General features: G+C 63.1%; 27 protein-coding genes and 2 tRNA genes. 7 read left to right on the top strand and 22 right to left on the bottom strand.

The annotated features are described in order from the left end of the window. The first annotated feature begins 61 nt into the window (after positions 1 to 61). From HSR6_RS05470 to HSR6_RS05460, 3 genes are all read left to right on the top strand, one after another. On the top strand, positions 62 to 1,048 hold the full coding sequence (locus HSR6_RS05470; RefSeq protein ID WP_071933060.1) for a class I SAM-dependent methyltransferase: 987 nt from the start codon (positions 62 to 64) through the stop codon (positions 1,046 to 1,048). A gap of 63 nt (positions 1,049 to 1,111) precedes the next feature. Continuing rightward, a tRNA-Thr gene (locus tag HSR6_RS05465) sits at positions 1,112 to 1,185 on the top strand. Between the two features lie 152 nt (positions 1,186 to 1,337). Further along, positions 1,338 to 2,147 carry a CPBP family intramembrane glutamic endopeptidase gene (locus HSR6_RS05460; RefSeq protein ID WP_071933059.1) on the top strand — a complete coding sequence of 270 codons (810 nt, stop codon included), beginning with the start codon at positions 1,338 to 1,340 and terminating at the stop codon, positions 2,145 to 2,147. Positions 2,148 to 2,274: 127 nt separating this feature from the next. Here the strand turns inward: HSR6_RS05460 and HSR6_RS11450 are convergent, their stop codons facing one another. Further along, positions 2,275 to 2,619, bottom strand: coding sequence for a DUF7344 domain-containing protein (locus HSR6_RS11450; protein WP_071933058.1), 345 nt, complete (start codon positions 2,617 to 2,619; stop codon positions 2,275 to 2,277). A 390-nt stretch (positions 2,620 to 3,009) separates the two neighbouring features. On the opposite strand from HSR6_RS11450, the gene HSR6_RS05450 reads away from it, so the two are divergent. The 3 genes from HSR6_RS05450 (at position 3,010) to HSR6_RS05440 (ending at position 5,352) form a co-directional block, all read left to right on the top strand. After that, the gene (locus HSR6_RS05450; RefSeq protein ID WP_071933057.1) at positions 3,010 to 3,264 is read left to right on the top strand and encodes a HalOD1 output domain-containing protein; all 255 of its coding nucleotides are present in this window, start codon (positions 3,010 to 3,012) and stop codon (positions 3,262 to 3,264) included. A 305-nt stretch (positions 3,265 to 3,569) separates the two neighbouring features. Further along, complete coding sequence (locus HSR6_RS05445; RefSeq protein ID WP_071933056.1) at positions 3,570 to 4,976, top strand: multicopper oxidase family protein; 1,407 nt, start codon at positions 3,570 to 3,572, stop codon at positions 4,974 to 4,976. Between the two features lie 112 nt (positions 4,977 to 5,088). After that, a complete protein-coding gene (locus tag HSR6_RS05440) occupies positions 5,089 to 5,352 on the top strand; it encodes a hypothetical protein (protein ID WP_071933055.1) in 264 nt (87 codons plus the stop codon). Positions 5,353 to 5,413: 61 nt separating this feature from the next. On the opposite strand, the gene HSR6_RS05435 is transcribed toward HSR6_RS05440, so the two are convergent. From HSR6_RS05435 to HSR6_RS05385, 11 genes are all read right to left on the bottom strand, one after another. After that, entirely contained in the window at positions 5,414 to 6,700 is a 1,287-nt protein-coding gene (locus HSR6_RS05435; protein ID WP_071933054.1) for a hypothetical protein, read from the bottom strand. After that, complete coding sequence (locus HSR6_RS05430; protein ID WP_071933053.1) at positions 6,697 to 7,317, bottom strand: hypothetical protein; 621 nt, start codon at positions 7,315 to 7,317, stop codon at positions 6,697 to 6,699. The genes HSR6_RS05435 and HSR6_RS05430 overlap by 4 nt, the downstream gene beginning before the upstream one ends. 68 nt (positions 7,318 to 7,385) lie before the next feature. Beyond that, a complete protein-coding gene (thrC, locus tag HSR6_RS05425; protein WP_071933052.1) occupies positions 7,386 to 8,621 on the bottom strand; it encodes a threonine synthase in 1,236 nt (411 codons plus the stop codon). Positions 8,622 to 8,660: 39 nt separating this feature from the next. Continuing rightward, positions 8,661 to 9,053, bottom strand: a complete 393-nt coding sequence (locus tag HSR6_RS05420) for a secondary thiamine-phosphate synthase enzyme YjbQ (protein ID WP_070364944.1) — start codon at positions 9,051 to 9,053, stop codon at positions 8,661 to 8,663. 46 nt (positions 9,054 to 9,099) lie between these two features. Further along, entirely contained in the window at positions 9,100 to 10,431 is a 1,332-nt protein-coding gene (locus HSR6_RS05415; RefSeq protein WP_071933051.1) for a glutamate-5-semialdehyde dehydrogenase, read from the bottom strand. Next, positions 10,424 to 11,278 carry a glutamate 5-kinase gene (gene proB, locus HSR6_RS05410; RefSeq protein ID WP_071933050.1) on the bottom strand — a complete coding sequence of 285 codons (855 nt, stop codon included), beginning with the start codon at positions 11,276 to 11,278 and terminating at the stop codon, positions 10,424 to 10,426. Before proB ends, HSR6_RS05415 begins: the two co-directional genes overlap by 8 nt. After that, positions 11,271 to 12,044: a pyrroline-5-carboxylate reductase gene (proC, locus tag HSR6_RS05405; protein ID WP_070364941.1), complete on the bottom strand. Its 774-nt coding sequence runs from the start codon at positions 12,042 to 12,044 to the stop codon at positions 11,271 to 11,273. The genes proB and proC overlap by 8 nt, the downstream gene beginning before the upstream one ends. A 54-nt stretch (positions 12,045 to 12,098) precedes the next feature. After that, positions 12,099 to 14,300: an LUD domain-containing protein gene (locus HSR6_RS05400; protein WP_071933049.1), complete on the bottom strand. Its 2,202-nt coding sequence runs from the start codon at positions 14,298 to 14,300 to the stop codon at positions 12,099 to 12,101. Continuing rightward, entirely contained in the window at positions 14,297 to 14,809 is a 513-nt protein-coding gene (locus HSR6_RS05395; protein WP_071933048.1) for an LUD domain-containing protein, read from the bottom strand. The genes HSR6_RS05400 and HSR6_RS05395 overlap by 4 nt, the downstream gene beginning before the upstream one ends. A gap of 42 nt (positions 14,810 to 14,851) precedes the next feature. Beyond that, positions 14,852 to 15,556, bottom strand: coding sequence for a DUF7345 domain-containing protein (locus tag HSR6_RS05390; protein ID WP_071933047.1), 705 nt, complete (start codon positions 15,554 to 15,556; stop codon positions 14,852 to 14,854). A 6-nt stretch (positions 15,557 to 15,562) separates the two neighbouring features. After that, entirely contained in the window at positions 15,563 to 16,309 is a 747-nt protein-coding gene (locus tag HSR6_RS05385; protein ID WP_148661809.1) for a hypothetical protein, read from the bottom strand. 247 nt (positions 16,310 to 16,556) lie between these two features. Between HSR6_RS05385 and HSR6_RS05380 the strand changes: the two genes are divergently transcribed. Beyond that, positions 16,557 to 16,631, top strand: a tRNA-Met gene (locus HSR6_RS05380). Positions 16,632 to 16,665: 34 nt separating this feature from the next. Here the strand turns inward: HSR6_RS05380 and HSR6_RS05375 are convergent. The 10 genes from HSR6_RS05375 to HSR6_RS05330 form a co-directional block, all read right to left on the bottom strand. Continuing rightward, the gene (locus HSR6_RS05375) at positions 16,666 to 17,640 is read right to left on the bottom strand and encodes an AIR synthase family protein (RefSeq protein ID WP_070364936.1); all 975 of its coding nucleotides are present in this window, start codon (positions 17,638 to 17,640) and stop codon (positions 16,666 to 16,668) included. 53 nt (positions 17,641 to 17,693) lie between these two features. Further along, positions 17,694 to 18,755 carry an S-methyl-5-thioribose-1-phosphate isomerase gene (gene mtnA / locus HSR6_RS05370; RefSeq protein WP_070364935.1) on the bottom strand — a complete coding sequence of 354 codons (1,062 nt, stop codon included), beginning with the start codon at positions 18,753 to 18,755 and terminating at the stop codon, positions 17,694 to 17,696. A 35-nt stretch (positions 18,756 to 18,790) separates the two neighbouring features. Continuing rightward, positions 18,791 to 19,465, bottom strand: a complete 675-nt coding sequence (locus tag HSR6_RS05365) for a class II aldolase/adducin family protein (protein WP_070364934.1) — start codon at positions 19,463 to 19,465, stop codon at positions 18,791 to 18,793. Between the two features lie 35 nt (positions 19,466 to 19,500). Further along, complete coding sequence (gene amrS, locus HSR6_RS05360) at positions 19,501 to 20,556, bottom strand: AmmeMemoRadiSam system radical SAM enzyme (protein ID WP_083258857.1); 1,056 nt, start codon at positions 20,554 to 20,556, stop codon at positions 19,501 to 19,503. Positions 20,557 to 20,598: 42 nt separating this feature from the next. Further along, positions 20,599 to 21,774: an NAD(P)/FAD-dependent oxidoreductase gene (locus tag HSR6_RS05355; protein WP_071933046.1), complete on the bottom strand. Its 1,176-nt coding sequence runs from the start codon at positions 21,772 to 21,774 to the stop codon at positions 20,599 to 20,601. 51 nt (positions 21,775 to 21,825) lie between these two features. Then, positions 21,826 to 22,806 carry a phosphomevalonate decarboxylase MvaD gene (mvaD, locus tag HSR6_RS05350; RefSeq protein WP_070364932.1) on the bottom strand — a complete coding sequence of 327 codons (981 nt, stop codon included), beginning with the start codon at positions 22,804 to 22,806 and terminating at the stop codon, positions 21,826 to 21,828. A gap of 74 nt (positions 22,807 to 22,880) precedes the next feature. Beyond that, complete coding sequence (locus HSR6_RS05345) at positions 22,881 to 23,453, bottom strand: UbiX family flavin prenyltransferase (RefSeq protein WP_071933045.1); 573 nt, start codon at positions 23,451 to 23,453, stop codon at positions 22,881 to 22,883. Next, positions 23,446 to 23,856, bottom strand: a complete 411-nt coding sequence (locus tag HSR6_RS05340; RefSeq protein WP_071933044.1) for a DUF126 domain-containing protein — start codon at positions 23,854 to 23,856, stop codon at positions 23,446 to 23,448. The genes HSR6_RS05345 and HSR6_RS05340 overlap by 8 nt, the downstream gene beginning before the upstream one ends. Then, positions 23,853 to 25,037 carry an aconitase X gene (locus tag HSR6_RS05335; RefSeq protein ID WP_233488560.1) on the bottom strand — a complete coding sequence of 395 codons (1,185 nt, stop codon included), beginning with the start codon at positions 25,035 to 25,037 and terminating at the stop codon, positions 23,853 to 23,855. The genes HSR6_RS05340 and HSR6_RS05335 overlap by 4 nt, the downstream gene beginning before the upstream one ends. Before the next feature lie 2 nt (positions 25,038 to 25,039). Further along, the gene (locus HSR6_RS05330; RefSeq protein ID WP_071933043.1) at positions 25,040 to 26,341 is read right to left on the bottom strand and encodes a UbiD family decarboxylase; all 1,302 of its coding nucleotides are present in this window, start codon (positions 26,339 to 26,341) and stop codon (positions 25,040 to 25,042) included. Positions 26,342 to 26,356: the final 15 nt, after the last annotated feature.

Below are 26,356 nucleotides of genomic sequence, written 5' to 3'. Positions count from 1 at the left end.
GTAGGCGTTTCGACCCACGGAAAACGCCACGTGTATGTCCGGCGGGCGTGGAGCGTGGAGTATGACCGTCCCCTGTGTCGCTGTCGAGCGTCAGGCTGGGGAGGCTACCAGACAGCGACTCGCCGAGGCTGGGCTGCTCGCGACCGAGTGGGACATCGACGTCGACGGGGACCAGGTCTACATCCCCGTCACCGATCCGACGGCGGTCCCAGGGGACCTGCACGTTGTCTCTCACGACGCCCCCGAACGACAGACACAGCAAATGCCGGCGGACCTGTTGGGCTGGGAGCCCAGCTACGAACGACTTGGCGATCTGGCGATCATCGACGAGGACGACCCGGACCGAGCAGACGCGATCGCCGATGCCCTCTGGCAGTCGGACCTGCCGATCGATGGGGTGCTCAACCGGGCCTCGAAGGTCAAAGGTGAGACCCGGACCCGTGACTGGGATGTCCTCCGGGGTTCGAGTACACAGACGGTCCACCGCGAGTACGGCGCCGAGTTCCTCCTGGACGTGGATTCGGTGTACTTCTCGCCCCGACTTGCGACTGAACGCCATCGGGTCGTCACGCAGGTCACCCCGGACGAACAGGCCTTCGACATGTTCGCCGGTGTCGGACCATTCGTGATTCCGATGGCAAAACGAGGCGCGACGGTGATCGGCACTGACGTCAACGAGGTCGCGATCGATTTCCTCCGCGAGAATGCCCGGCGGAACGGCGTCGAAGATCGAGTGACTGCTATCGCCGGAGACGTCCGGAAGGTGGCCCCGGAGTACGAGAACTGGGCCGATCGCCTGGTCATGAACCTGCCCCACTCCGCAGACGAGTTTCTCGACACTGCCGTGTCACTCGCCAGCGACCATGCCCGGCTTCACTATTATGACATCCAGCACGAGTCGGCCCCGTTCGAACCGGGCGAGGCGGCGATCCGAGACGCTGCCGAACCCGAGTACCAGGTCACCGTTCGGACCCGCCACGAGGTTCGAACGTACGCCCCACACGAGGTAAACGTGGTCCTCGACGTGGACCTGGACCGGGTCGACTGAGCCCGCCGTCGGTCGAATCGATCGCAAGTCTTATTCATTCACTGCGAATACGGATGGTTGCGTGCCGGTGTAGCTCAGACTGGTAGAGCGAATCCTTCGTAAGGATTAGGTCAAGGGTTCAAATCCCTTCACCGGCTTCGTTCTCAAATTCAAAGCCGAACGGTCGGTAACTACTGAAATTTGGAGTGGTTATGAACGGCCCGAGTCAGTGGTAGAAACGTGACCGGTTGGAAACTCGGCGTCCAAATGTGACACAACTGTTATTTCGGTACCGAGTGTTTCCGTACGTATGTCGTCTACAACGTACGGTGTCTCCTTCGGCAAACGCTTTGGCGTAACCCTGCTAGCTGGGATCCCCGGGATCGTCGCGCTTGTCGGATACATCTACGTCTCAACGCCGCCGACTGCCGTTCCGACCGGGCTCTCGCTGCCGCTCCTCGCGGTTCTCTCTGCCATCAATCCCTTGCTTCTCCTCAGCGTCGCGTGTCTGCTCGGCGCGTATGCAGCCCCGCGAGTGGGATTACAATCGTATCTCATCAACCAGCTGGGAACCGATGCGGGAATCTGGCGACAGCTCCGTGAGGAAGTCTTGCTGGCGGTCGGAATCGGGGTCATCGGCGGAGTCACAATCGTCGTCCTCGACACAATGCTGATGCCATTTATCGCCCAGGATCTGCCCCAAACTGTGATCGGGGCGAACAGACCGACCGTGATGTCCGTTCTCGCGTACGTTCCCGTTCGAATTCTCTATGGAGGAATTACCGAGGAACTCATGCTCCGGTTTGGGCTGCTGTCCATGGTTGCGTTCGTGGCCTGGCGAGTCACCGGCCGTCGAACGAACAACCCTGGTCCGGGTGTCATGTGGACTGCGATCGTGGTTTCGGCCGTGTTGTTCGGCGTCGGGCACCTCCCGGCACTCGCACAGTCTATCACACTCACACCGGCACTGATCGCTCGAACAATCCTTCTGAACGCAATCGCTGGAATCCTGTTTGGTTGGCTCTACTGGCAGAAAAGTCTCGAAGCGGCGATGGTGAGCCACGCCTCGTTCCACATTCCTCTCGTAGTGCTTTCACTCGTGCAGGTCGCGTTGCTCTGACACGTAGCGAGCGGAAGCCCACTCTTTCAGGGGTGAAAGGATGTCAAATTTGCATCCGCCTTATGGCATCTCGGACACTGGTTCCATCGTCTAGCTTTCACCTCAATTTGGCAAGCGAAAACAACTTCTACGGCCATTCAGCAGGAAGCCGATCACGATGCTCGTCCAACAGTGTCACGACGGGCTTGATTTCGTCGAACTGTGGTCCCCTGGCAATCGAACTGCTCTTTCGGTCCCACTCGATATACCCGGCGTCGGCAAGCCGTGGCAGGTGGGTATGATGGAGCGCTGTGCGAATCGTTTCGGAATCCGCATCGATGTCGAGACGCTGGTCGAGATCGTATCGGTCCTTGCCTGGCCCCGAATCGGACTCCGCAAGCAAACACAGTATGTGGCGACGATACCGATCACAAAGCGTCTCGAATACCAGGTCGTTCTTGTCAGTCTGGGCCTGTCCGGATTGTGAATTCATGGAGTCGGTATTTCCCCTTTCCCCCGCTAATGAATAGCATGCATGCCAGGAAATAACTTGTGATTTCGGTAACCATTATGGGATCTACGCGGCAGTTTTCGTCCGCATTTTTCGAATCGTCTTGGTCCCTGCTCGCGAAATCCCGGAACGTTCGTCCACTCGAAGTTGATCTGCGGGAAATAGATTGCATCTCCAATGACACCCCGACCCCCCCACACAGGATCCGAGTTAGGTGCTCAATGGGACGATTCCACGAGTGGGTGATATCCATTTGCCAAGCTCAAAATATTTCACGAAAACAGCTATGAATCTCCAAATTTCCACTGATTCGCCGGTGATTCCTCGATGATAACAAAACGGCTTTAAGAATCTAGCCAATACTCAGCCATGATGGACAACGAGGGATTGGCATATCGTGTAATCGAGGCGGTGGCCCAGAAATCGGGCAAATCCCCTGAGTCACTCTCACCGCCGCTTTACGACGTGATTGATCCGGATGCACTAGACGCACTCATGGCCCACTCCTCGGAGGACGTTCGTGTGAGCTTCAAGTACAACGGATACAACGTCCAGGTTAGTGGCGATGGGACCGTTTCGGTGACATCCTCAGACGCGATGGAGCCCGATCCAACAGCCAGCGAGTGACCCGTTGGCTCTGCTGAACGACCAGCGCTGACGAACCACTGGTAGATTTTAACGTGGGCAGTGTGGCCACGTGAGTGGATACTGATTCAATACCCGCTTTTCGACCTCGTGCTGATCACAACTTCCATCCAGCAGCCGTTCGACCAGTTGGATTGAGTTTGTTGGGACCTGGTTCGGCGGCCACACCACGTATATTCGTGACGCCCCTGTGTTTACTGAATGAGAACGCAGTGCCACCCCGCTCGGACGAAACGCGATTCGGGCGGCGACGGGGAATCGGTGTCGACACACAGGCCTGGTGTACAATGAGTGAACAGCCCTCGCGCACACGCAGACGACTCCTCCAGACACTCGGTGCAGCGGGGCTTGGGGCACTCGCGGGGTGTGCAAGCCTCGACGGGCCATCCCAGGACGGAGATACCCCTTCAATTACCTCCAAAACGCCGCCTGCAGACCCGGCAGATTACGAGGCCACCGTTCGTGCAGCGAGTGGAACGGTTCAGCCGGGTGGCGACCTCGCCTCGGAAACCTGGGTCTACAACGACCAGTTTCCGGGCCCGGAACTTCGGGCGAAAGCGGGGGACGTGGTCGCTTTCGAATTGCAAAACGAACTGCCGGCGGAGACGACGATCCACTGGCACGGCGTCCCCGTGGCCAACGAGATGGACGGCGTTCCGCAGGTCACACAACAGCCAGTTGCAGGCGGTGAGTCGTTCACCTACAAATTCCGGGCCGAGCCACCAGGGACGTACTTCTATCACAGCCACGTCGGCCTCCAACTCGACCGGGGACTCTTCGGGCCGCTCATCATCGAGGAGTCTGACCCGCACGTCGAATACGACCGGGAATACACGATCGTCCTCGATGACTACCTGACTCGCGAACCCCAACCGCTCTTCGGCGAAGACTCGTTTGGCTCCGGGGGGATGATGGGCACCCAGCGACCACCCTATGCCGGGTTGCTGGTCAACGGGCGATCGGCCGCCGATCCAGCGGTATTCGACGTTCGCGAGGGAGAGCGTGTCCGCCTTCGGTTCATCAACGCGAGCAGCGCCACACTCTTTCAGGTCCAACTGGGTGGCCACCCGATGACGGTATCACATGCCGATGGACGGCCCGTCGACCCAGTCACCGTCGACGGCTTTCAATTCGGCTCCGGCGAGCGATACGACACGATCCTTGAAGCGACGAATCCGGGAACCTGGGAGATTCGTGCCACGCCCCTCAATGGATCCGAACCGCCGGCACGAGCAGCGATCACGTACGACGGCGTCGAGCCGAGTTCGCCAGTTGGGCCGTCCCAAAGCAATAACCTGCTTTCCTACGGCGATCTCCGGGCCCGCTCGCCGCTTTCCGGTGTCAGTGGCAATCCGGATCGGACGTTCGACCTGTCGCTCTCGCCCGGCGGTCCATCCGGCCAGTGGTTGATCGACGGCCAGGCCTACCCGGAGGCGGATCCGCTTCAAATTCGGTCCGGCGAACACGTGCGGGTCCGGATGACCAATCAAAGCCCGGTCCCCCATCCGATGCATCTCCACGGGCACTTCTTCCAGGTGGGTGATGCAGTCAAAGACACCGTCGTCGTCCCCGGCCACATGGGCCAGGAGACGTTCGACTTCGTGGCCGACAATCCTGGTGACTGGCTGTTCCACTGTCACAACCTCTATCATCTCGAAGCAGGAATGGCCCGGGTCATAGAATACGTCGATTAACCGGCCACAAACACACGTCGGCACGAGCAGCGATATCGAATCCAGACTGCTTTTGAACGTACCCAATCAGTTGGCCAACGGGTTTACCCCCTTCTTTGGCCTTTCAGTAGGTATGGAACGACCCGACTGTGCCCAGGATTTCGCGCCCCACACCGAGATCGTCTACGAAAAACTGGCTGAACAGCCGTTCATGACCCAGGACGACCTGATCGAAGGAACGCATCTGCCGTTTCTGGCAGTCCGTGATGCCACCGAGACCCTCAAAGAGTGCAATCTGATCGAGGAAATCATCTACTCCCACGGGAAACTTCGCCTCTACCGCCTGAAATCGTCCGACGAGCGCGCTCGTGAGGAACGACAGGCCTCGGTCGCCTGATCGGGACCAGAGTGGGGACCAGCGATCTTCCCCTCTTTTCCTTTCTCCTTGTGGTTGGTTATCAGTCCCCGAGGGCCGACACGACGAATGGGACGGCTTCGGCCACGGCATGGGCGGACACCGTCGCAAACCTGAACTGGGCTTCGATCCCCTCGACATCGTAATAGCCGTCATCCAGCCGTCGAACCGCTGATTCGTAGGCGATCCGGGCAGGTCTTGCGACCGCGAATCCAAGCCGTGGATAATCACCGTCCAGGAGGGTTTCGATAGCCGTCACCGCCGTCTCTGCAGCCGTCTTGACGGACGTCTCGGTCGAGGCGTCTGGTATCGTCCCATCTCGGATACCTTCGGCCACCGCCTCGTAGGCGGCGATTCCTGCCAGCGTCCGGCCGGCTTCCAGGACGGCGAACGCTGGCTGTCCGTTGGTCTCTCGATTCCGAATGGAGTCGCCCCTGTATCGGAGCTCACGGTCCGCGGTGTGTAGCAACTCGCGTTGAATGTCGGATAGCTCGATCCCATCGAACTCGTCCATCGACGGGTTCTCGGGAAGGTCGACACGCTCGCTTTGGGTTCGACTCACCGAGATTTCGAGGTCTCTGAGGCTGCGAAGCAGCCGGTTCCACTGTGGCGAGGCGTTCGGTCGGGTTTCGAGGTACTGATTCCGGATCCCGCGGGCCGATTCGACCGTAGCGATGGCCGTTTCGACGGCTTCGAACGCGTTTCCGGCCTGTTCGACGTTCGACAGCGGTCGATCGGGATACGCCTCCTGTGGTTCGCTCTCGTGGCGGGCCTGTTCGAGTCGACGTTCGATCGGGGCGTAGACGAGCACCGCTTCGACGGGCGTGCTCGCCTCGTATTCGATCGCGGTAGAAACTGAGGACCACGCTTCGCGGCTCTCCCGGCGACGGCGCGAGACCGCCCCACCGTCGTCGTTGCCAGTGGCCGCCCGATAGGCACCGTACAGTTCGGCCGCACTGGTCCGAGTTCGTTGCCTGTTTTCGAGGGTCTCCAATGGTCTCCCATCCGGCTCCGTCTCCAGCCGGGAGCGAACGTGCTCCCGGTCCGTGGTGATCTGCTGGGCGATGTGGCCGTTGGGGATCGATGGATCGGCCGGGACCGATTCGACGAGCGCGCTCGCACGAGTTTGATGGGCTTCCTGTAGGTCGGGCGCCAGGTCGAATGGAAGCACCGTCTGGGTCGGCAACGTGTCGGGCTCCCACCCCTGCAGATCCTCGGCCTCGATCCCGGAATCTGAATCATCGGACCCACCATCGAGCGATAGACACCCAGCGAGACCGGCCACCGCCCCCAGTCCCAGGCTGCCGAGGAACTGACGCCGACTTTTCATTCCGCATCACCCGATTGGACCGTCACAGTGCCGTCGAAGATGGTTGGGTCCGGTCGACCTCGACAACGGCTGCTCATCCCGCTTCCATGTCCGGAAACGCCACGCCCATCGACCGGTAATCGAACCGCGAACCCGACCGTGTGCGTTCGCTCGCTCGAACAAGCGACGTCTGCAGATCGAACCGCTCGACAGAAATCGAAGTGAGGGTCCCCATCATCGTCGACGGTCGCCTGCCGAAGGACGATTTCGTGACACTCGTTTACACCGCTGATCCACAGGAAGATCGATTCGGTCTCGAAGTTCGTCTCGCGGGCGTAATCTCGAAGTTTTGTTGCTGCCTCGTTCGTGGCGAAGTCGACGGCATCGAGATCCTCGGCCGTCGCGAGGTAATCCGAATAATGCCGGGCCCGCTGTGGCCGAACTGTCGTCTCCGCTCGCTTTTCGGGCTCGACGATCGGTTCTCCAGTGGCCAGTCTGGCGGACTGGAATTCGAAGTCGACGGGCTTTTCGTCCGGATCGGGTTCAGATTCTACTTCCCGAGACCCGGTACACCCAGCCAGCGCGACTAAGCCGGTCGTCGCCGCCGCGAGCGTCTCGCGGCGTGTGATGGGAGTCATTGACACAGCTTCAGGTCGAATCACCAATACGTCTTTGGACGGTCAAAGCAGAATTTGACCGAGCGAAATCACTCGCGATACAGGGCGTTTACCTCCTCGATGCTGGGTTCGATCCGTGTGACTTCACCCGTCGCACGCCTCGCGCTCTCCGTGTCTTTCAGCCCGAAGCCAGTCGAGACGACGACAACTGTTTCGTCCGGTTCGATGGGTCCGTCCGCGATGGCGGCTTTGACTCCCGCCAGTGCAGTTCCGCCTGCTGGTTCGGTGTAGATCCCCTCAGTGCTGCCAAGGAGCACTTCGGCCTCGAGGATCTCCTGGTCGGAGACGCGGACGGCCGTGCCCTCACTCTCCTTGAGCGCACGGACGGCTTTCACCGTGTTCCGAGGGCGACCAACGGCGATGCTGTCCGCGAGGGTTTCCGCGACGGGTTCGCCCTCGGGCAGGTCGTGAAACGCGTCGTGGATGGCAGCGGCTCCCGTAGCCTGCACACCGAGCAGCTTCGGGGTATCCTCGACGTAGCCCAGGTCGGCGAACTCTTTGAGCCCTTTCCACGCGCCTGCAATGGTACAGCCATCGCCCATCGAGAAGGCGACCCAATCGGCCATCTCTCCACGAACGTGGAGTTGTTCGGCCAGTTCGTGACCGACCGTTCGTTTGCCCTCGACCTGGAAGGGATTGATAGCAGCATTGCGGTTGTACCACCCGTAGGCCTCGGTGACCGCGACGCTGAGATCGTAGGCCTCGTCGTAGGAACCCTCGACTGCGAGGACGTCGGCCCCGTAGACGAGCGGCTGGGCGAGTTTGCCAGCCGGCGCGTCTTCGGGGACGAAGATCCGGGCCTCGAGGCCGGCTCTCGCGGCGTACCCCGCGAGCGACGCGGCAGCGTTCCCCGTCGAGGCGCAGGTGAGGACGTCCTGGTCGGCATGGACGGCTTTGGTCACAGCCACGCTCGTCGCCCGATCCTTGAGACAGCCTGTGGGATTTCGTCCATCGTCTTTGACGAGCGTCTCGACCCCGAGTTCGGCGCTCAGATTCGGGGCTTCGAAGAGGTCGGTTCCGCCCTCCCCGAGCGTGACGATCTCGGCCTCCTCGTCGACCGGGAGGAAAGCCTCGTACTTCCACTGGCTCTCGATGTGGCCGTCGAGGTCAGCATCGAACCGTTCGTCGATCAGGTCATAGTCGTAGACGACTTCGAGGATTCCGGTGACGCCATCGTGGTTCGGACAGGTGTAGATCGGCGCGTCCGGGTCGTAGGTCTCCCCACAGACAGTACACTCCAGGGCCTCGACGTGATCCATCGCCATAGGCTCAGTTCGGGTCGACTGACTTTGTTCTTGGCCTCGTCACTCGCTGCTGAGGACCTGGATCGTGCGAGTTCGCGGCCCGTCACATTCCACGAGGAGGACCGACTGCCAGGTTCCCAGTTGCAACTTGCCATCTGCGACGGGAATCGTTTCGCTCGGGCCAACCAGCATGGCCCGGATGTGGCTGTCGGCGTTGGCATCGATTTGATCGTGCTCCCAGCCGCTGTCCGGGACGAGTGAATCGAGCGCGGATTCGAAGTCGTTCAGAAGCCGTTCCTCTCCTTCGTTGACCGTGATTCCGGTGGTCGTATGGTTGCTGAAGACGGTCACAGTCCCGGTCGCTCCTTCCGGAATTGCCGCCCGAACCTGGTCGGTAACGTCTGTGACTTCGAGCCGTTGTGTCGTCTCCACAGTCAGGGACTGTGCACTCATGGCCTCGAAAACGAGTCAGCGGACCAAAATTCCCGGTGTCGTTCCGTCAGTTCCGGGAGCGCGTTCCGGGAACCCACTCGCCGTCGAACTCCTCGTGGGTGAACGGCCGTGGGTTGTCGCCAGCGTAGGTCGCGACGAGTTGGCCGTCGCCTTCGAGGTAGTATTTCGTCGTCGTGAGCCCCTCCAGCCCCACGGGACCGCGGGCGTGGATCTTGCCCGTGCTGATGCCGACCTCCGCACCGAGGCCGTAGCGGTAGCCGTCCGCAAAGCGCGTCGAGGCGTTGTGAAAGACACTCGACGCGTCGATGGACTGCATGAATTTTGCCGCGCTGTCGGCGTTTTCGGTCACGATGGACTCGGTGTGTTTCGAGCCGTAGGTGTTGACGTGATCGATGGCCTCGGGGAGTTCCTCGACCACCTTGACCGAGATGATTAAATCGCCGTATTCGGTCTCCCAGTCGCTCGCGGTGGCGGCGTTCACGTCAACGATCTCGCGAGTTCGCTCGTCGCCTCGAACTTCCACGTCAGCGGACTCGTACTGCTCGACCATCTCGGGGAGGAACGATTCGGCGACCTGTTCGTGGACCAGTAGCGTCTCGACGGCGTTACAGACGGCCGGATACTGGACCTTCGCGTCGAAGGCGATGTCGGTCGCCATCTCCAGGTCCGCCGCGTCGTCGACGTAGACGTGACAGATCCCCTCGGTGTGGCCGAGCACCGGGATCTTCGTGTTGTCCTGGATGTACTGGACGAACTCGGTGCTCCCCCGGGGCATCAGGAGGTCGATCTGCTCGTCCATCTCTAGAACGGCATCGACCTCGGCGTGGGCCTCGATGAGTTGGACCCAGCCATCCGCGATGTCCGCGGTGACCTCCTCGATGATGTCATAGAGGACCCGATTGGAGTGCAGGGCCTCGCTACCGCCCTTCAGGATGACGGAGTTGCCGGATTTCAGACTGAGCGCGGCGATCTGCACCAGCGCGTCGGGACGGGACTCGAAGACCGTCCCGAGGACGCCGATCGGGACCGCGACCTTGTAGAGTTCGAGGTCCTGGTCCAGTTCGCGTGCCGCCAGGGTCTTGCCGAGCGGATCCTCCTGGTCAGCGACGCTGCGTACCATCTCAGCGATGCTCTCCAGCTTGGTCGAATCGAGCTTCAGTCGATCGACGAGTGCCTGACTGTACTCCCCGGCCTCGAGCATCGCCTCGGCCTCGGCGACGTCTTTCTCGTTCGCTTCGAGGATCTCGGACTCGCGTTCTAGAATGGCGTCGGCGATCGCCCGCAGTCCGTCGCTGCGGGTCTCATTCGAGGTCTGTGCCAGTTCGAGAGCGGCACTTTCCGCCGCACTGACTTTCGCTTCGGTGTCGTACTCACTCATCGGTTTCACCCACTGTTTCCGAGGTCTTGCCGTTTACGGGGAGGAACAGCGTCCCGACGGCCGTTCCGCTCGCGATCTTCTTCAAGACGTCCGGCTCCGTCGACTCGGCGATGATGGCCGGAATGCCGTGTTCGTTGGCCTCCCGAGCCCCCTGAACCTTCGTCCTGATGCCCCCGAACTCGGCGGTCGAACTGTGCTGGACGATTTGCTGGACCTCGGCGTAGTTTTCCCCGACGGCCTCGATTTTCTCGGCCCCCGGGTCCTCCTTTGGATTGCCCGTATACACGCCGCCGACGTCGGTCAGCGTGACCAGCAGATCCGCGTCGACCCCGACTGCCACCGAGGACGAAATCATGTCGTTGTCGCCGATCTTGATCTCCTCGATGGCGATGGCGTCGTTCTCGTTGATGATTGGGACGACACCCCACTCCAGCAGCGTCTCCAGACTGTTCCGGAAGTTCGAGAACCGGTCCGTATCGACCAGGTCCTCCTGGGTCAGCAGGATCTGGGCGATCTTCTGGTCGTAGCGCTCGAAGCTCTCGGTGTACCGGCGCATGAGGTGGCTCTGGCCCACGGTCGAGGCCGCCTGCATGTCCTCGACGGTTTCGGCCGGCTGATCGACCCGCCCCTTGCCGGCCCCGATTGCCCCCGACGAGACGAGCATGACCTCCTTGCCTCGCTCGCGGAGGTCCATGATGTCATCGACGAGTTTGTCGAGTTTCTCGTCGTCGAGATTCGACTCCTCGTCAGTCAGTGAGTTCGTCCCTGCTTTGACCACCACGCGGTCGGCCTCGGCAGCGAGCCGGCGGGTCTCCTCGATCAGTTCAGTATTTGGTCGGTCAGTCATGTTGAAACTCCCTCGAAATCTCGATCGAACGGTCCTCGGCGGCCCTGACGGCGTCGCCGAGCACGGTGTCTACGTCGCTGTCCCACAGGACCTCCATGCCCTCGATGGTCGTGCCACCATCCGAGCTGACAGCGTCGATGAGTGCCTCCAGGCTTTCCTCGGACTGGAGGACGGTCTCTGCGGCCCCTTTGAACGTCTGGGCCGCAAGCACACGGGCCTCGGCCTCGTCAAGCCCACTCTCGACCCCGGCCGCTGCAAGAGCCTTGATCAGATAGAAGACAAAGGCCGGGCCGCTGCCGTTGACGGCAGTGGCGATGTCCATCTGGGCCTCTTCGATCTCGACGAACTCGCCGAGATCTGAGAGGATCGCAGCCACCTGGTCGGTTGCTGTCGGCGTGACTGCACAGGCCATCGTCGCGGTTTCGGCGGCCAGGTTCGGCATTCCCCGAACGACCGTGGCCTGGGTTCGTGATTCGAGGAATTCGACCGGCACCGCGGCCGCAAAGGAGAGCAACGTTTGATCGGACGAGAGCGTCAACTCGTCCAGCACAGTCCCGACCGTTCCCGGCTTGACGGCCAGCACGACGACTTCAGCCTCGGCGGCCGTCGTCAGATCCGTGGTCGTTTGGTCGGCCGCCTCGCTCACGCCGGCGAGTGCGGCCTCACTCACGTCACACGCTGTGATCTCGTGTGCCCCGGATCGTGCCAGCCCCCTGATTACGGCACTGCCGAGGTGCCCGCAACCGATTACACTTACATGGACCATTCTCTGTGTAGATGTTGCCTGTGGTGAATATATGGACTTCGAACTCGCCCGCGGTCAGGACCGGTGTTCCGCCCAGGCCCGCTCGACAAGTTCGACCGGGTGCGGCGGCTCGTCCCCATCAGTAAGCGACCCGATCTGGGCCACACAGGAGGTTCCACTCGCCAGGACGTCTGTATCGGCGACCTGCGGTTCCAGGTCGTCGCCAACAGCCATGCTTAGCTCGTAATACTGGGATTTGTAGCCGAAACTCCCGGCCATCCCACAGCACTCCACGTCGGTCGTTCGAACGTCGTACCCGAGCGCTTCGAGCGCCTCGACGGTCGGTTCCTCGAACCCGGCCGTCCGCTGCTGACAGTTGCTGTGAAAGACGATTTCGCCACTTGCTCCGGATTCAATCTCGGTGTGGGATTTGATCAGGGGTGAAACGTACTCCAGAATCCCAGCCGTACCGGCGTCGATCTTTGCGGCCGTCTCGGTCGGGAGGAGTTTCGAGTACTCGGAGCGAAACAGGGCCAGGTCACTCGGCTCGATCACGAGAACGGGTTCATCCGCAGCGATTGGCGATTCGAGGGCCTCGGCGACCTCATTTGCCTGCTCAGTCGCCGTGGTGATCATCCCCTGTGAGAGCGGGGCCCGCCCGGAGGGGAGAACCGGAGTTACCTCGACCGATAGATCGAGTTCCCGGAGGAGTCGAACCGCTGCCTTCCCCCGTTCCGGATACAGGTAGTTCGTGTAAAGGTCCACGAAGAGGTGGACCGTCGTGTCGGCCGAATCCGGGTCCTCATGGTGGTCCGCCCACCAAGAACGAAACGTCTCGGTCGCCAGCTGTGGCAAGGAGCGCCGACGGTCGATCCCAACAGTCGATTCGAGGAGCCGATCCACGCCCGGCAGGGAGAGCGCCCAGTTCGAGACCGGCGCAAGGGCTGACCCCAGCCGAAGGACGGTATCGATGTTCCCGAAGAAACGCTTCTGGCGATCCAGGCCCGTGGACTCTTGATCGGGGACGAGCGGATCGATCAAATGATCGACTGCGTCCGGGGTGTTACCATTATTTCGGCGATCCCGGACCACTGTGTTGATCCACGGGATGTCGATTTTCACCGGACAGTTCGGCACACACCGCGAACAGGAAGTGCAGAGATCATTGAACGCCGCCGTGGCGTCCGGGCCGTCGAGTCCGGCTACCCAGCCGGTTCCGATCCCGCCGGTGTAGGTGTCACCGCCGAAGGCGTGCCCCCCGACCTGCTGGAAGTTCGCACAGGAGTTCAGACACGCCCCACACCGGATACAGTAGAGTGTCTCCCGGAGGTGGGGATCCTCTCGCATTGCCGTGCGCCCGTTGTCGAGGAGCACGAGGTGGAACTCCCGGTCGTCGTCGGTCGCGTCGATCGGTTGGTCCGGTCGGTCGAAATCCAGTGTCGGTGATTCGACAGGGGGAGTCAACAGCGAAACGTACTGTGCGATGTCCTGGCCGGTCGCGGAGCGCGCGATGAGTTCGAGGAACGGGTGTAATTCCTCGATCGAGGGAATGAGCTTCTCGATGCCTGCCACCGCCACGTGCGTGTCCGGAACCACGGCGGATTTGCGGGCGTTCCCCTCGTTTGTGACGAGGACGACCGACCCGCTCTCGGCGAGCACGAAGTTCGCGCCGGTAATCCCCAGATCCGCCTCCTTCATCCGCTCCCCCAAGTATTCCCGGGCGAACGCAGTCAGTTCGGCTGGGGTCTCCAGTGGGGAGTCAGGATCGAACTGTTCGTTGAAGAGGGTCGCAATCTCCTCGCGGGACTTGTGAAGCGACGGCCCGACGATGTGGGATGGGGACTCCTCGGCGAGCTGGATCACGAACTCCCCCAGGTCCGTCTCGAAGACGTCTGCACCCGCCTCGGCGAGGTGTTCTCGCAACCCGATCTCCTCGGTCGTCATCGATTTCGACTTGACGACCGTCTCTCCCGCCTGCTCGTCGAGCACGTCCTGTACGTAGCGGTTCGCTGCAGCCCCATCCGTCGCGACGTGGACGTGCCCGCCGTTTGCCTCCACTTGCTCCGTCACCGTCTCGATCAACGTCGGGAGGTTCTCGATTGCTCGTTCCTTGATTTCCCGCGCACGCTCTCGGCAGGTTTCGTAATCATCGAACGCCGCGACAGACTCGTATCGATTGGCGTTGAGATTTCGGATCTGCTCGTTGACGGCCGCCCCATCGGTGGTCATCACGTCCCTGATGTGGGCAGCCGTCTGTCCCCTCGATTCCTCCGTCATCGGTCGTCCACCACGATTACGTGCACGTCACTCGGACCGTGGACGCCCTGGACGTGTCCGCCCATATCGGCGGTCGCACTCGGACCAGTGGCGAAAATCCCACTCGACGGGCCTGCGGCCAACTCTTCGCCGAATCGATCGACGGCTGCGGCCAGGTCCGGACACACGTCACTCGCTGCCAGCACGGCGACATGCCGTTCGGGGAACAGACTCACCGGTTCGGCCCCGTCAGTAGTGCTTTCGATGAATACCGTTCCGAGCGTTGCGATTCCGAACGAAACGGGGGTGACGCCGGTTCGCGCGGTGTCGAGTTTCGCGGGCGTCAACGTGGTTTCCACTGCTGTATCTGCGAGTGACACCCCATCGATGGGGAGTGAGACACCCACGGCCGGATATTCGACAACCCCTTCGAGGGTCGACGCGAAGTTCGCTGCTCGTGTCCGCGTGACCGTCACGTCGTGATCTGCGGCGGCCGTCTCGAATTGTGTCCGCTCTGCGCCCGCGTCCATACTGGAACCGAGACTGGGAGCAACGTAAGAGTTTGTGGCTGATCAGCGACGTCGATAACCGAGGAGGGCTGCCCCGAGGAGTGCGATGCTCGCCGCGGCGAAGCCAAATCCGGGGGTCGAAGTCGCTGACGAGTCGGCGGTTAGCTCGAGTTCGAAATCAGTAACGTCAGCCCCAGCCGTCCATTCGAGTGTCGTCCCGTTCTGGGCATCAGGGGTCGGCTGGACCTGCTCGACGGTGTAGCCCTCCGGCACATGCACGATAATCGGTCGGTCAGCGGAGAAGCCACTGGCGAAGGGTTCGGTGAGGACCAGTCGATCCCCATCGACGAGCGCGAGTCCCTCGATGGTCGCCGAGAGGCGGATGACACCGGTCTCACCGTCCTGGGTCGTCGCGAGGTCGATACTCGTCTCGGACACCGTCACCTCCCTCTCGACCGAGGTGCTGATCGACTCGGCCAGGGCCCCGATTCGGTCGGCGAATCGCGCTTCGATCGCTGCCCGGGCCGTTTCGTTCTCGCTGATAGACTCGAAGGCCTGCTTTTCCACGTCGCTCGTGAGGTCTCGCGTGAGGACCAGGGTCAGGTCACCGGTCCCGTCGGCCTTGAGGTCCACGACGACTGATGGCTCGGAGGGGGCCTCCTGGGCGGCGACCACGCTCGACCCGATTCCCAGGGAGAGCACGAGCGTTACCGCGAGGGTTATCGTTCCAACTCGGTGCGCGTTCGCCCAGCGTGAGTCCGTTGTCATGGGATTTTAGCGGTCTGTGGTCGTACCGCCGGCGATGTCAGTTGGCGAAGTCGTTCGATCGTCAGTCGTGTTCGCTCCCATCATGGGTGTTCGTGTCGATCCGTCCGGCCGGTTCATTCCGTCCCCGTGAGATGGACCGCCAGGCGCGTGCTGGGGTGGGCCGTACGAGTGGCCCGTCGATGGCCCGGCGATACGCTGGGCCATCGCAGCGGCTTCTGGACCGGCCATCGTTCTGGCACGCTCCTGCATCTGGGCGAGCGCCTGGACGTCGACGCCCTGTTGTTCGAGGATATCAGCGGGGATATTCCGGGCCGTTCGCTCCGTGAGGTTCGCGTACTGCTCCAGGGTCCGGGTCTGGGCGACCAGCCCGGTCACTTCGCCCTGGTAGCGAGCCGTCGAGATGGTCCCGTTCTGGTGGGCTCGCTGCATTTCCTGGAGTCGCTGTTCGAGATGCTGTGAGCGGTTTTCCAGTGCCCGCTGTTCCGTCGCGAGCAATCGGGCCCGTGTCTCGTTTCCGCCACCGGCCGCGATCTTCAGGGCGAAAGCTCGCTGTTCGACTGCGCCCTGCAATTCAGCCTGTTGTGCACCGATCGAGCCCGAGAGGACTGCGCCCGGCGCGATTGGCTCAGCGGTCGTGGTCTGGGCTTGTTCCGCGGTCGCGTCGAGGCTGGCCGACCCGGCGACGGCCATTGCCGGTACGACGCCTGCGGCGACTACCGACAGGACGACGAGAATCGACAGTGCCTGTTTCATGACAGCCGAGTAGAGGCCACACAGGGCCATATACCCGCAGGACGCTCAACGCCGGTTTCGCTCTGTTAACCCGAATTCGAGTTCGTTTGTCCGCCCTTTCGATCGGGTTTGTGTTGGATTACCGGCGGAAACGAGTGATTAGTTGGGGAAAAACGGCCGCCGTCACCCAATTGTGCGGGTCGTTACGCGTTGTCACGCCCGGAGGGAAATCACAACCCTCTTTCCGTCCCCCACCATACGTGATGATAGCGGGATGGGATAGCCTGGAGATTCCGCCGGCCTCATGAGCCGGAGAGCGGTGGTTCAAATCCACCTCCCGCTACTTCTTTCCGTTCCCTTCCGAATCAGAACGGTCGCTACTCCCAGAGTTGGTACATGTCGTCACGGACCGGCTCAGTGAAAACCCGTTCACCAAGAGTCAGCGTCGAGGGTGTTCCCTCGACGACGGAACCGATGTGAGCCGCCTCGATGCCCGCCGCTTGCAGGGCCGCGAGTGCATCGTCGAGATCAGCAGCAGAGACAGTGGCGAGTAGCGCACCGGACCCGAAAATCCGGAACGGGTCGACGCCCATCGCATCGGTCAGCACGGCCGTCGCTTCCCGGATCGGGACGGCGTCGGGATCGACCTCGATCGAGGCATCGGAAGCGCTCGCCATCTCGAGCAGCGCGTCGATAAGCCCACCCTCGGTCGGGTCGTGCATTCCGGTCGCAAAGGAACGTAATACGGCCGCGTCGTCGGTTACCCCGATGTCCTCGAAGAAACTTACACCGTCCGCTATGAGTGCCGGGTCGACCCCTTTCTCACGAAGTTCCGACTCGAAGTCCGAGGCGAGGATGGCCGTCCCTTCGATGGCGGCCCCTTGGGTCAAGATTAGTTCGTCGCCCGGACTCGCGCCGCCGGTCGGCACGTAGGGGTCGCCCATCCCCATGCAGGTCATCATGAGCAGCGGCCGATCGAGTTGTTGATTGTATTCCGAGTGGCCTCCCACGACGGCGACGCCGATGGATTCGGCCGCTTCGTCGATCTGAGTGGTAATACGTTCAAGCGTGGCGGAGTCGGCGTCTGCGGGCAGGAAGACGACGTTGGTCATCCAGGTCGGATCCCCGCCAGAGGCGGCGACGTCGTTGCAGGCGACGTGGACACCCAGTGTCCCTACTCGATCGACGGCGAACCAGAGCGGGTCGGAGCTCACGACGAGCGTTCCTTCGGGCACCTCAATTGCAGCCGCGTCCTCTCCGTAGGCTGGCCCCTGGAGCACCGACTCTAGATCCGCGCCCTGTCGCTGAAACACGTGGGCCGCCAGGTCGTCTGGCGAAACCTTCCCAAGCATGGCCTATTCTCGAATGTGTGCGGCCTTGTACCTGCCGGGATCGGTCCGAAAGGTCAGTGCCGCGAGCGGTTTTCGACGACGTCAGTCAGCTCGATCGGCGGCTCGAAGGCCCCGTCCTCGGTCACCAGATAGTCGACCAGTTCCATCGGCGTCGCGTCGAAGGCCGGGTTGCGAACCGGGACGTCCGCGGGGGCGTTCTGCGAACCGTAGATCTCTCGGAGTTCGACCGGGTCCCGCTCCTCGATCGTTACGCGGTCGGCGCTGGTGTTCGCGTCGACGGTTGAGGTGGGTGCTGCGACGACGAACGGAATATCGTGACGGTCGGCCAGCACCGCCTGCTTGTAGGTCCCGACCTTGTTGTAAACCACGCCCTGGTCGCCGAACTGGTCGCCGCCGTCCAAAACCACCCGGTCAGCCCCGACCACGACCGCGTCGACCTCACCCTCCTGCATGAGCAGGCCGCTCGCGTTGTCCGGGATCAGGGTGGTTGGCACGTCTCGCTCCATCAGTTCGACGGTAGAGATCCGGGAGCCCTGGTTGAGCGGCCGGGTCTCGTTCACGACCACGTCGATTTCCTTCCCCGCTTCCCGGGCCGAGTAGACGACGCCGAGAGCCGTCCCCCAGTCCACGGTGGCCAGCGCCCCCGCGTTACAGTGAGTCATCACGGTGTCCTGGTCTCCCAGTAGCTTCGCCCCCGCGTCGCCGATCTGTTTGTTCCGCTCCACGTCGCGATCGGCCAGGTCTTCGGCCGCCGAAAGGGCCGTCTCCCGGACCTCCCCGACGGTCATCCCCAACTGGGCCTCGTCGAAGGCCTCGGAGACGCCCCGCTCCAGGTTCACCGCCGTCGGCCTGGCACTCGCGATCCGCTGAGCGTCGGCCTTGACCGCCGTGAGTAACGACTCGGCCTGTTTCAGTTGGTGCTGGCGGGTCGCCAGCGCGACGCCGTAGGCCCCCGCCGCTCCCAGGGCAGGGGCCCCCCGGACGCGCAGCATCTGGATGCTCTCGATGAGTTCGTCGACTGTCTCGGCGTGATAGGTCGTGAACTCACCGGGGAGTTTGGTCTGATCGACCATCTCGATGCAGTCACAGTCCTCGTCCCAGGAGATCGTTCGCATGACTGCGGGTATGTCGTGAGTGCTCAAGAATGTGGTCAGTCGGCGTCGTTTCGTTCTGGCTGTCCGTAACTGTCGAACTGCGCCATTGCCCCTTCGAACTGCGCTGGGGTCAGCTCGACCGGGTCCCCGACGGCCTTGGCCTGCAGGTACACCTGGGCCGTCGACTCCACCGCGACGGCCGTCTCGATGGCGTCCTGAACGTCCTCGCCGCCCGCGACAAGCCCGTGATTCGCGAGGATACAGGCGGTCGTTCCCGCCGACTCCATCGTCGAGACTGCGGCCTCGGCCAGTTCGACTGTGCCGAAGGGTTCGTATGGGGCAACGGGAATTGGTCCACCCGCGGCCGCGACCATGTAGTGCACCGGCGGGAGTTCCTCACCGAGTACCGCAAGCGTGGTGGCCCAGGGAGAGTGGACGTGGGCGATGGCCCCGACGTCGAGCGAGCGGTAAATCCCGAGGTGCATCGGGGTCTCGCTGCTGGGGGCGAGGTCGCCAATGACGGACTCACCGTCGAGTGAAAGGACTGGCACGGACCCCGGCTGGATCTCCTCGTAAGGGACACCGGACGGCGTGATCGCCACCCGGTCGCCCGACCGAGCGCTCAGATTGCCGGTCCGTCCGGGTGTCATCGCCGCGATTTCGGGGACGCCCGTGGCGATGGCCGTCCGCAACTCGCCTTCCCTCGCTTCGTCACTCTTCGAATCGGTCATACCGGACCTCCGGCGCCCGGCACATTGAACCTAACTCAGATTTCGATGTCGATCGGCCGGCCGCACGCACACTGACCCTCCAGGTCGCTGACAATGGTGGAATCAAAGCCCGCCCGGCGGATCCAGGTTCGGCCACAGTCCGGACAGAGAGTCGAGTTGAACCGCTGGTCCCGGACGTTGCCGACGTAGACGAACTCCAGCCCGGACTCGACGGCGATCTCGTGGGCCTGTTCAAGGCGCTCGATCGGCGTGGGCGGGCGGTCTTGCATCTCGAAGTCGGGGTGGAACCGGGAGAAGTGGACGGGAATCGACGAATCGATACTCGCGACCCACTCGGCGAAGTCCCGGATCTCCTCGGGGTCGTCGTTCAGGTCCGGAATGACGAGATAGGTGACTTCGATGTGAATGCCCTGTTCGTGGACCCGCTTTACCGAATCCAGCGTGGGCTGGAGTCGGCTGCCCATGTACTCCAGGTGTGGGCCCTCGCGGAACCCCTTGACATCGATGTTGATCGCGTCGAGGTACGGCCCCACCGCAGCGAGGAACTCCTCGGTGAAGTAGCCGTTCGAAACCATCACCGTGTACAACCCTGCCTCGGTAGCCGCTTTGGCACCGTCACGGACGTACTCGGCGTAGATCGTGGGTTCGTTGTACGTCCAGGCGATGCCGGCCGCCCCCTGTTCGAGCGCACTCTCGACCGCCGCCTCGGGGCTCACCTCTCGAAGTTCGATCGTCTCCGGGTCGGCAAAGGCCAGATGATGGTTCTGGCAGAACGCACAGCGGAAGTTACACGCCGCGCCGCCGAAGCTCAGCACGTCGGTCCCGGGATGGAAGTGATAGAGCGGTTTCTTCTCGATCGGGTCGAGCGTTCCGGGTGGGCCGGGAGTGGGGTCGTACACCAGCCCGTAGGTGAGCAGTCTGAGTTTCCCATCGACGTTCTCCCGGACCCGACACACGCCCCGCTGGCCTGGGGAAAGGACACACCGATGGGCACAGGCCGTACACTCGACATCACCGCCATCACGGTCGCGAGCGAGCGTCGCTTTCACCCCCGTAAGCGCTTGATCAGTACCGGGCTCCGAGGTCGTCATACCCATCCCTATGCACCGACTCCCAAAGACGGTTCTGGGTGGTCAGAGGCGGTCCCGGTCGAGTTCGCGGCCGGCCCGCGGATGAGCCAGATCGAACTCGCTGCGGAACACCGTCAGGGCGTTCTCGATCGCCCCGGCCGCGGAGAGATACCGGACTCCGACGACAGATTTGAGCGCTCTCGCTGCTGGCCCAGTCACCACCGTCGGCCCGAGCTGTGCGACGGCTGTATCGCCAACCGTGACGATGCGGCTCTCGCCCGTCTCGCGGTAACGGTGATAGGCCGGCCGAAACCCGGTCTGGTCGTCGGCCTGAGCCCGGAGAATCGCGTTGTCGGCAGCCACGGTCGCCATTCCGACCGCCGCCTGGGCCGTTGGCTCGACGAGACTCCCGTCCTCGTCGATCGCCTGGACTGCGTCACCTGCGCCGAACGTTCGATCGCCAAGCCTGAGATCGGCCCGCACCCGGGGGCGATCCCCGTCGAAGAGTGCCTGGCCCTGGATGCCGCCCGCCCAGACAAAGAGGTCTGCGGGAATGTCGAGTGTATCGGCCAGGCCGACGACCGAGTCGTCCGCGCCCGAGACGGTCGTATCGGTCCGGATCTCGACGTTCCGCTCGGTGAGGGCCTGCCGAATCGCCTCCTGGAATCGGGCCGAGGACCCAGGAACGATTTCGGAAGCCCGCTCGATGAGGATGATCGAGACGTCAGTCACATCCGTGTCGTTTCGGACGGCCGCGAGTTCACCCGCGACCTGGACACCGGCCAACCCGGCCCCGGCAACGACAACCGTGCCCGATCTGTCTTCGAGTAGGTCGGCCATCGAATCGGCGATGGCTGTGGCATCCGCCGGCGTCGCGATCGGGACGCTGTGTTCCTCGACGCCGTCCAGTCCGTAGTAATTCGGCCGTGAACCGAGCGCAACGATTCCCGCGTCGTAGGATAGCTGCTCCCCGTCTTCGAAGGTGACAGCGCCCGCGTCAAAGTCGATCGACGCGATGGTTCGCTGGTCGAACTGGGCCCGTTTCAGGATGTCCGCGAAGGGAATTTGGAGTTCCGCCGCGAACTCGGGCCGTCTGATCACCCGATGCAACTCGTGTTTGATGAGATGGGTCGGCCGCTGATCCACGAGCACGATCTCGGCCGATTCCGGGAGGCGGCGTTCGAGCCGCGTCACTGCGACGATGCCCGCGTACCCGCCGCCGAACACGACGACTCGCATACCTCTATATCGACGCCCTGGACGGTAAGTGATGGGGTACTGGAAAACCGCTCAGAACAGGGCTTCGGTCTCCGGGAGCATAGTCGCGGGGCCGCCGGCCTCCCAGACACGGGTTTCGACGCCCAGATCGGCAATTGCCGCCTCGACCTCGTCGACGTGTTCGGTCCGGGTGTTCACGTAGACGGTCGCGCCGGTATCAGTGGAGAAGTAAACCGGTACGCCCTCCTCACGCAGTCCCCGGACTGTCTCGAAGATTTCCAGGGTCTCGGGCTGCCAGTAAATCCATGCCTCCGGGCCGGTCATCGTCGTCGCGGCCAGGCTCAGGGTGTCCCGCTCGGTCACCTCGAAGGCCGTCTCGAAGTCCCCCTCACGAAGCGCCTGCCGCATCGCCGCGAGCTGATCGTGGACGTGGGCCAGCCGCGATTGCCAGAGGTGGCTCTGGGTCGCCTCTTCGTGGGCCCAGCCGGTCTCCTTGTACGCCGGGACGATCCCGACGACGATCCGCAGGTCGTCTTCGAGGGGCGACTCGATCCGGGTGGAGCGACAGTCCTCGTCGGTCGTTCCCGCTCGCAGGTCCGAAAATCCGCCAGTCACTGACCTGGCCGCCGAGGCCGAGCCACGTCGGGCGATCGTCGAGATCTCCGGGCGTGAGAGATCGAGTCCGGCAGCTTCGACCGCGGCCATCGCGGCAGCCGCAAAGCCGGAGGAAGAGGAGCCCAAACCGACGTTCGTGGGCATGGAGTTCTCGCTTACCAGTTTCACTGGGGCCTCGACGGCCGGATCCTCAGCGATGGTTCGCACGCGATCCAGGACCCGTTCGACCCGGTCGGCGGCCTCGCCCGTGAGTTCCTCGCCGTCGACGACGTACGTAGATTCGTCCAGTTCCGGGTCGAACTCTACCGTCGTGACGGTCTCCGCGGGCGCGGTCGCCACGCTGATGCTGTCGTGATACGGGTAGCGCAACTCGGCGTCTCGCAACCCGTGATACTTGACCAGCCCCTGGATGGGGTGGGCCCTGGCGGTCGCTTTCATGCTGTGGAAGGGGACCGGCCACCGGATAAACACACCGCATCCCTGCACCCCTGCTTGGAACGAAACTTGGCCAGTCAGACCGGATCCCAGGGCTCGTACCGGTCGTGTTCGACGTCGAAGCGATCGAGAATGGTGCCCACGGTCCGGTCGATCACGTCCTGGATGTCCTGTGGGTCGTAGTAAAAGCCGAGCACAGGTGGCACGACGGCAACGCCACGCTTGCGGAGGGCGAGCAGGTTCTCCAGGTGAGCCTCATTGAGTGGCGATTCCCGCGGCACCACCACGAGTGTTCGATCCTCCTTGAGGGTCACGTCGGCGGCTCGAACGAGCAGATTCTCGGCGTAGCCGTTCGCGATGGCCGCGACCGACTTCATCGAGGCAGGGACCACGACCATACCCGCCGTCGGGACTGATCCCGACGCGATCGGGGCGCTCAGGTCCTCGCCATCGTGGACTGTCGCCATCGATTCGAGTGCCGCCATCGTCTCAGCGCGGGAATCCGTCTCGTGGTCCATCACGGCCCTGGCGCCGTCGGTGACCACGGCGTGCACCGAGAAGTGCTCGGCGAGTGCCTCGACGGTTGCGACACCGAGTCGCGTTCCGGAGGCCCCGGAGAGCCCGACGACCACCGTTTCACGTTCAGTCATCGGCGAGCAGCGTGACCGTCCCCTCGGTCGCGTCGACACGAACCCGGTCGCCGTCCTCGAACCGCTCCACGGCGTCCTCGATGCCGTCCACACAGGGAACCTCGCCGAGGATGGCCCCGGTCGCCACGATGGTTTCGGTCTCGTGGTTGATGATCGCAGCGGGGCCGGTCCCCTCCTGGGCCAGCCCGTAGATGACATACGAACCGACTGTCGACCCCTTTCCCTTGGGGAAGACAAGGACCTTGCCCGCGATCGTCTCACCGGTGAGGTGATGATCGGCCTCGATGAACTCGCCCGTGTCGGTGTCGACCGCACCGTAGAAACTGATGGGCTCGGGGGAGACCAGCACCTCGCCCTCCGCGACCCCCTCGGCGATCGTCCGCCCCTCGACTGTCTCGCTCATTCGATCGCCTCCTCGAGCAGGGAGAGTTTGTCGTCGAAGTGCACGTCCTGTTCACCGAATCCCGGGAGGTAGGCCGCCGCTTTCGCGGAGTCGGTGGCCGTCGATTCATAGCCCATCTCCTCGATCGGGGCGACGACGTTGCAGGTGTCGCTGAGGACCATCCCGCCGGCGTCTTCGATCGTCTCCGTGTACCCCATCCGGTCGGCCTGGGACTTGACAGCGCCGCTGGCACAGACCCAGAGATCCCGATCGAGGGATTCGCCGTCCAGCCGGTCGGCCACCTGCCCGATCTCGTCGACGGAGGCGTGTGGACAGCCGAAGACGATGAGGTCGGTGTCCTCCGTCGAGTTGAGTTCGCCGTACTCGGCCTCGAGTTCCGCCGAACCGAACTCCAGGGTTTCCAGATCAGTCGGTGGCTCCTCATCGGTGGTGACCCCGCCGACGAAGTGCATCGCCACCGCCCCGGTTGCGGCCATCGCCGCGCCGAGGGCCTTCAGTTCGTCCGTTGTCGCCCCATCCACGCCGGCGAAGTAGGGACGGCCGTCCTCCACGATCCGGCCCGCCCAGGAGCCGAGCGCGGCGAAATCGGCCTGGTTCTGCAGTTCGACGTCGACGTCGATTCGGTGGGTTGGGACACGGTTTTCCGCGAGGTGCAACCCGTACTTCGGGGTGCGCCCCGTGATCGCCGCCGCGAGCGCGGAGGGACCGCCCTCGCGGTTGGTGCGCGCCCCGACCACGCTGTTCGCGAATGACACCGCCGAGGACTCCGCCCAGGCGATGTGTTCGTTCGGCCCGGGAAGGTTCCCCGCGAGATACGGCGTACAGGTAAAGGAGACGGTCACACCCATTTCGCGAAGTGCGCCCACGATTCGGCGCTGTTGTTTTGCGAACTCCGGATCGACCCCCATCTCCTCCCAGCGGTCGATGTCCATCCCCGCCGGGTTGGCGAAGGTCTGAACCTGCACTTCCGCACCCTCCGCGGCGAACCCTTCGAGGAACTCCACCCCCGGGTCACCGATCGACTTGTAGGAGATGCCCGAGGCCTGGGCGGAGCCGATCTCGACGAACTCCTCGGCCCCGTAGATGTCTCCGAGACGCACGAGCAACTCCATCGACTTTCGGACGGCCGGATTGTCTGATTCGAGCAGTGCCTGTTCGTCGGTGGTGAGATCCATTGGCATCGTTACTGGTACTCCGCGAGTGAGATCTCCGCCGCGCCCGGCACCGTTGCTTCGGTGAATTCGGCGCGATCACGATTCGATGGCACGGTCGCGTCCACGAGCCACTTGGTGAGCGTGCCCGTCTCGAAGTCCTGGGACGGATCGAGCGAGGAGCCCTTCGCATTCTCGACGGTTTCGATGTCCTGATCGGCCTGAACCCGCGTGGCCACGGCCCACTCGACCGCGTCGGGGTCGGCCGGGTCGATGTCCTCGTCGACCACGACCACCCGTTTCATCGAGGGATGGGCTGCGAGTGCCGCCAGGCCGGCGTTTTTCGCGTCACCCTCGGTCCGCTTCTCGATCGAAACGACCCCGTGAAGCCAGGAACAGCCACCAGGGGTCAGGACGACCTCCTGCACGGTGGGAACGGTGTTCTCTACGATTCGCTTGATCCGCGGCTCCTGGGGGAGCCCCATGAGGTGGGCGTGTTCTCGCTTCCCTGGGACGACGACCCGGATCATCGGGTCCGGGCGCAGGTAGAGGTCCCGAACCTCGACGACCGGCTGCTGGCGGACCGTATCCCAGGTGCGCGAGAGGTCCACGAAGGGCCCCTCCGCACGGGTCTCGTCGCGAATCGTCGCCGTCATCACCAGTTCGGCCTCGGCGGGCACCGTCAACCCATCCAACTTCGTGACGGCCAGGTCCCCGTCGAGCAGGGCGTTGGCGACTTCGAGTTCGTCCATCTCGGGGCTGCCCGAGGTCGCCGCCGCCAGTTCCACGGCCGGATGGACCCCAACGACGATGGCCACGTCGAGTGGGCCATCGGTCCGCGAGCGGATGTCATGGAGGTGGCGCTCGACAAGGCGCATGACGAACTCGTTTTCGCCGTCGTACATCAACCGGTGGAAGGAGAGGTTCTGCACCCCGGTATCGGGGTCCTTCGCGATCACGATTCCCGAGGCGATATACTGGCGTTCGTGTTCGTCGTAGTAGGTCGGAATCGGAACGTGGTCGTCGACGGTCGGCGACGTCGCGACGTATTCAAAGGTCGCCGCCGTCGTTCCATCCAGGGGGACCGGGTCAGTCGTCGCCCGAGTCATCGCGTCGACGATCTCGCCCCGGTCGACATCGAGTGCACCGGCGATCCGCTCCCGGGAGGAGACGACGTTCGTCACGGCCGAGAGGTCCGGATACCCCGCGACCGAGTCGAAGACGAGGGGCTGTGACTCGTCCTGTACCGAGAGTGCCGCGAGTTCGAATCTGGGATCGACCGGTTCGGTGAGTTCCGTGACCGGCGACCCCGAAAGCACGCTTCGCAGTCCCATAGCGGCCCCTACCCG

It is taken from the genome of Halodesulfurarchaeum formicicum (genome assembly GCF_001886955.1).
Taxonomy (GTDB): Archaea; Halobacteriota; Halobacteria; order Halobacteriales; family Halobacteriaceae; genus Halodesulfurarchaeum; species Halodesulfurarchaeum formicicum.
The sequence above is the reverse complement of the archived record's forward strand: the minus strand, read 5'-3'. Positions and strand labels throughout refer to the sequence as shown.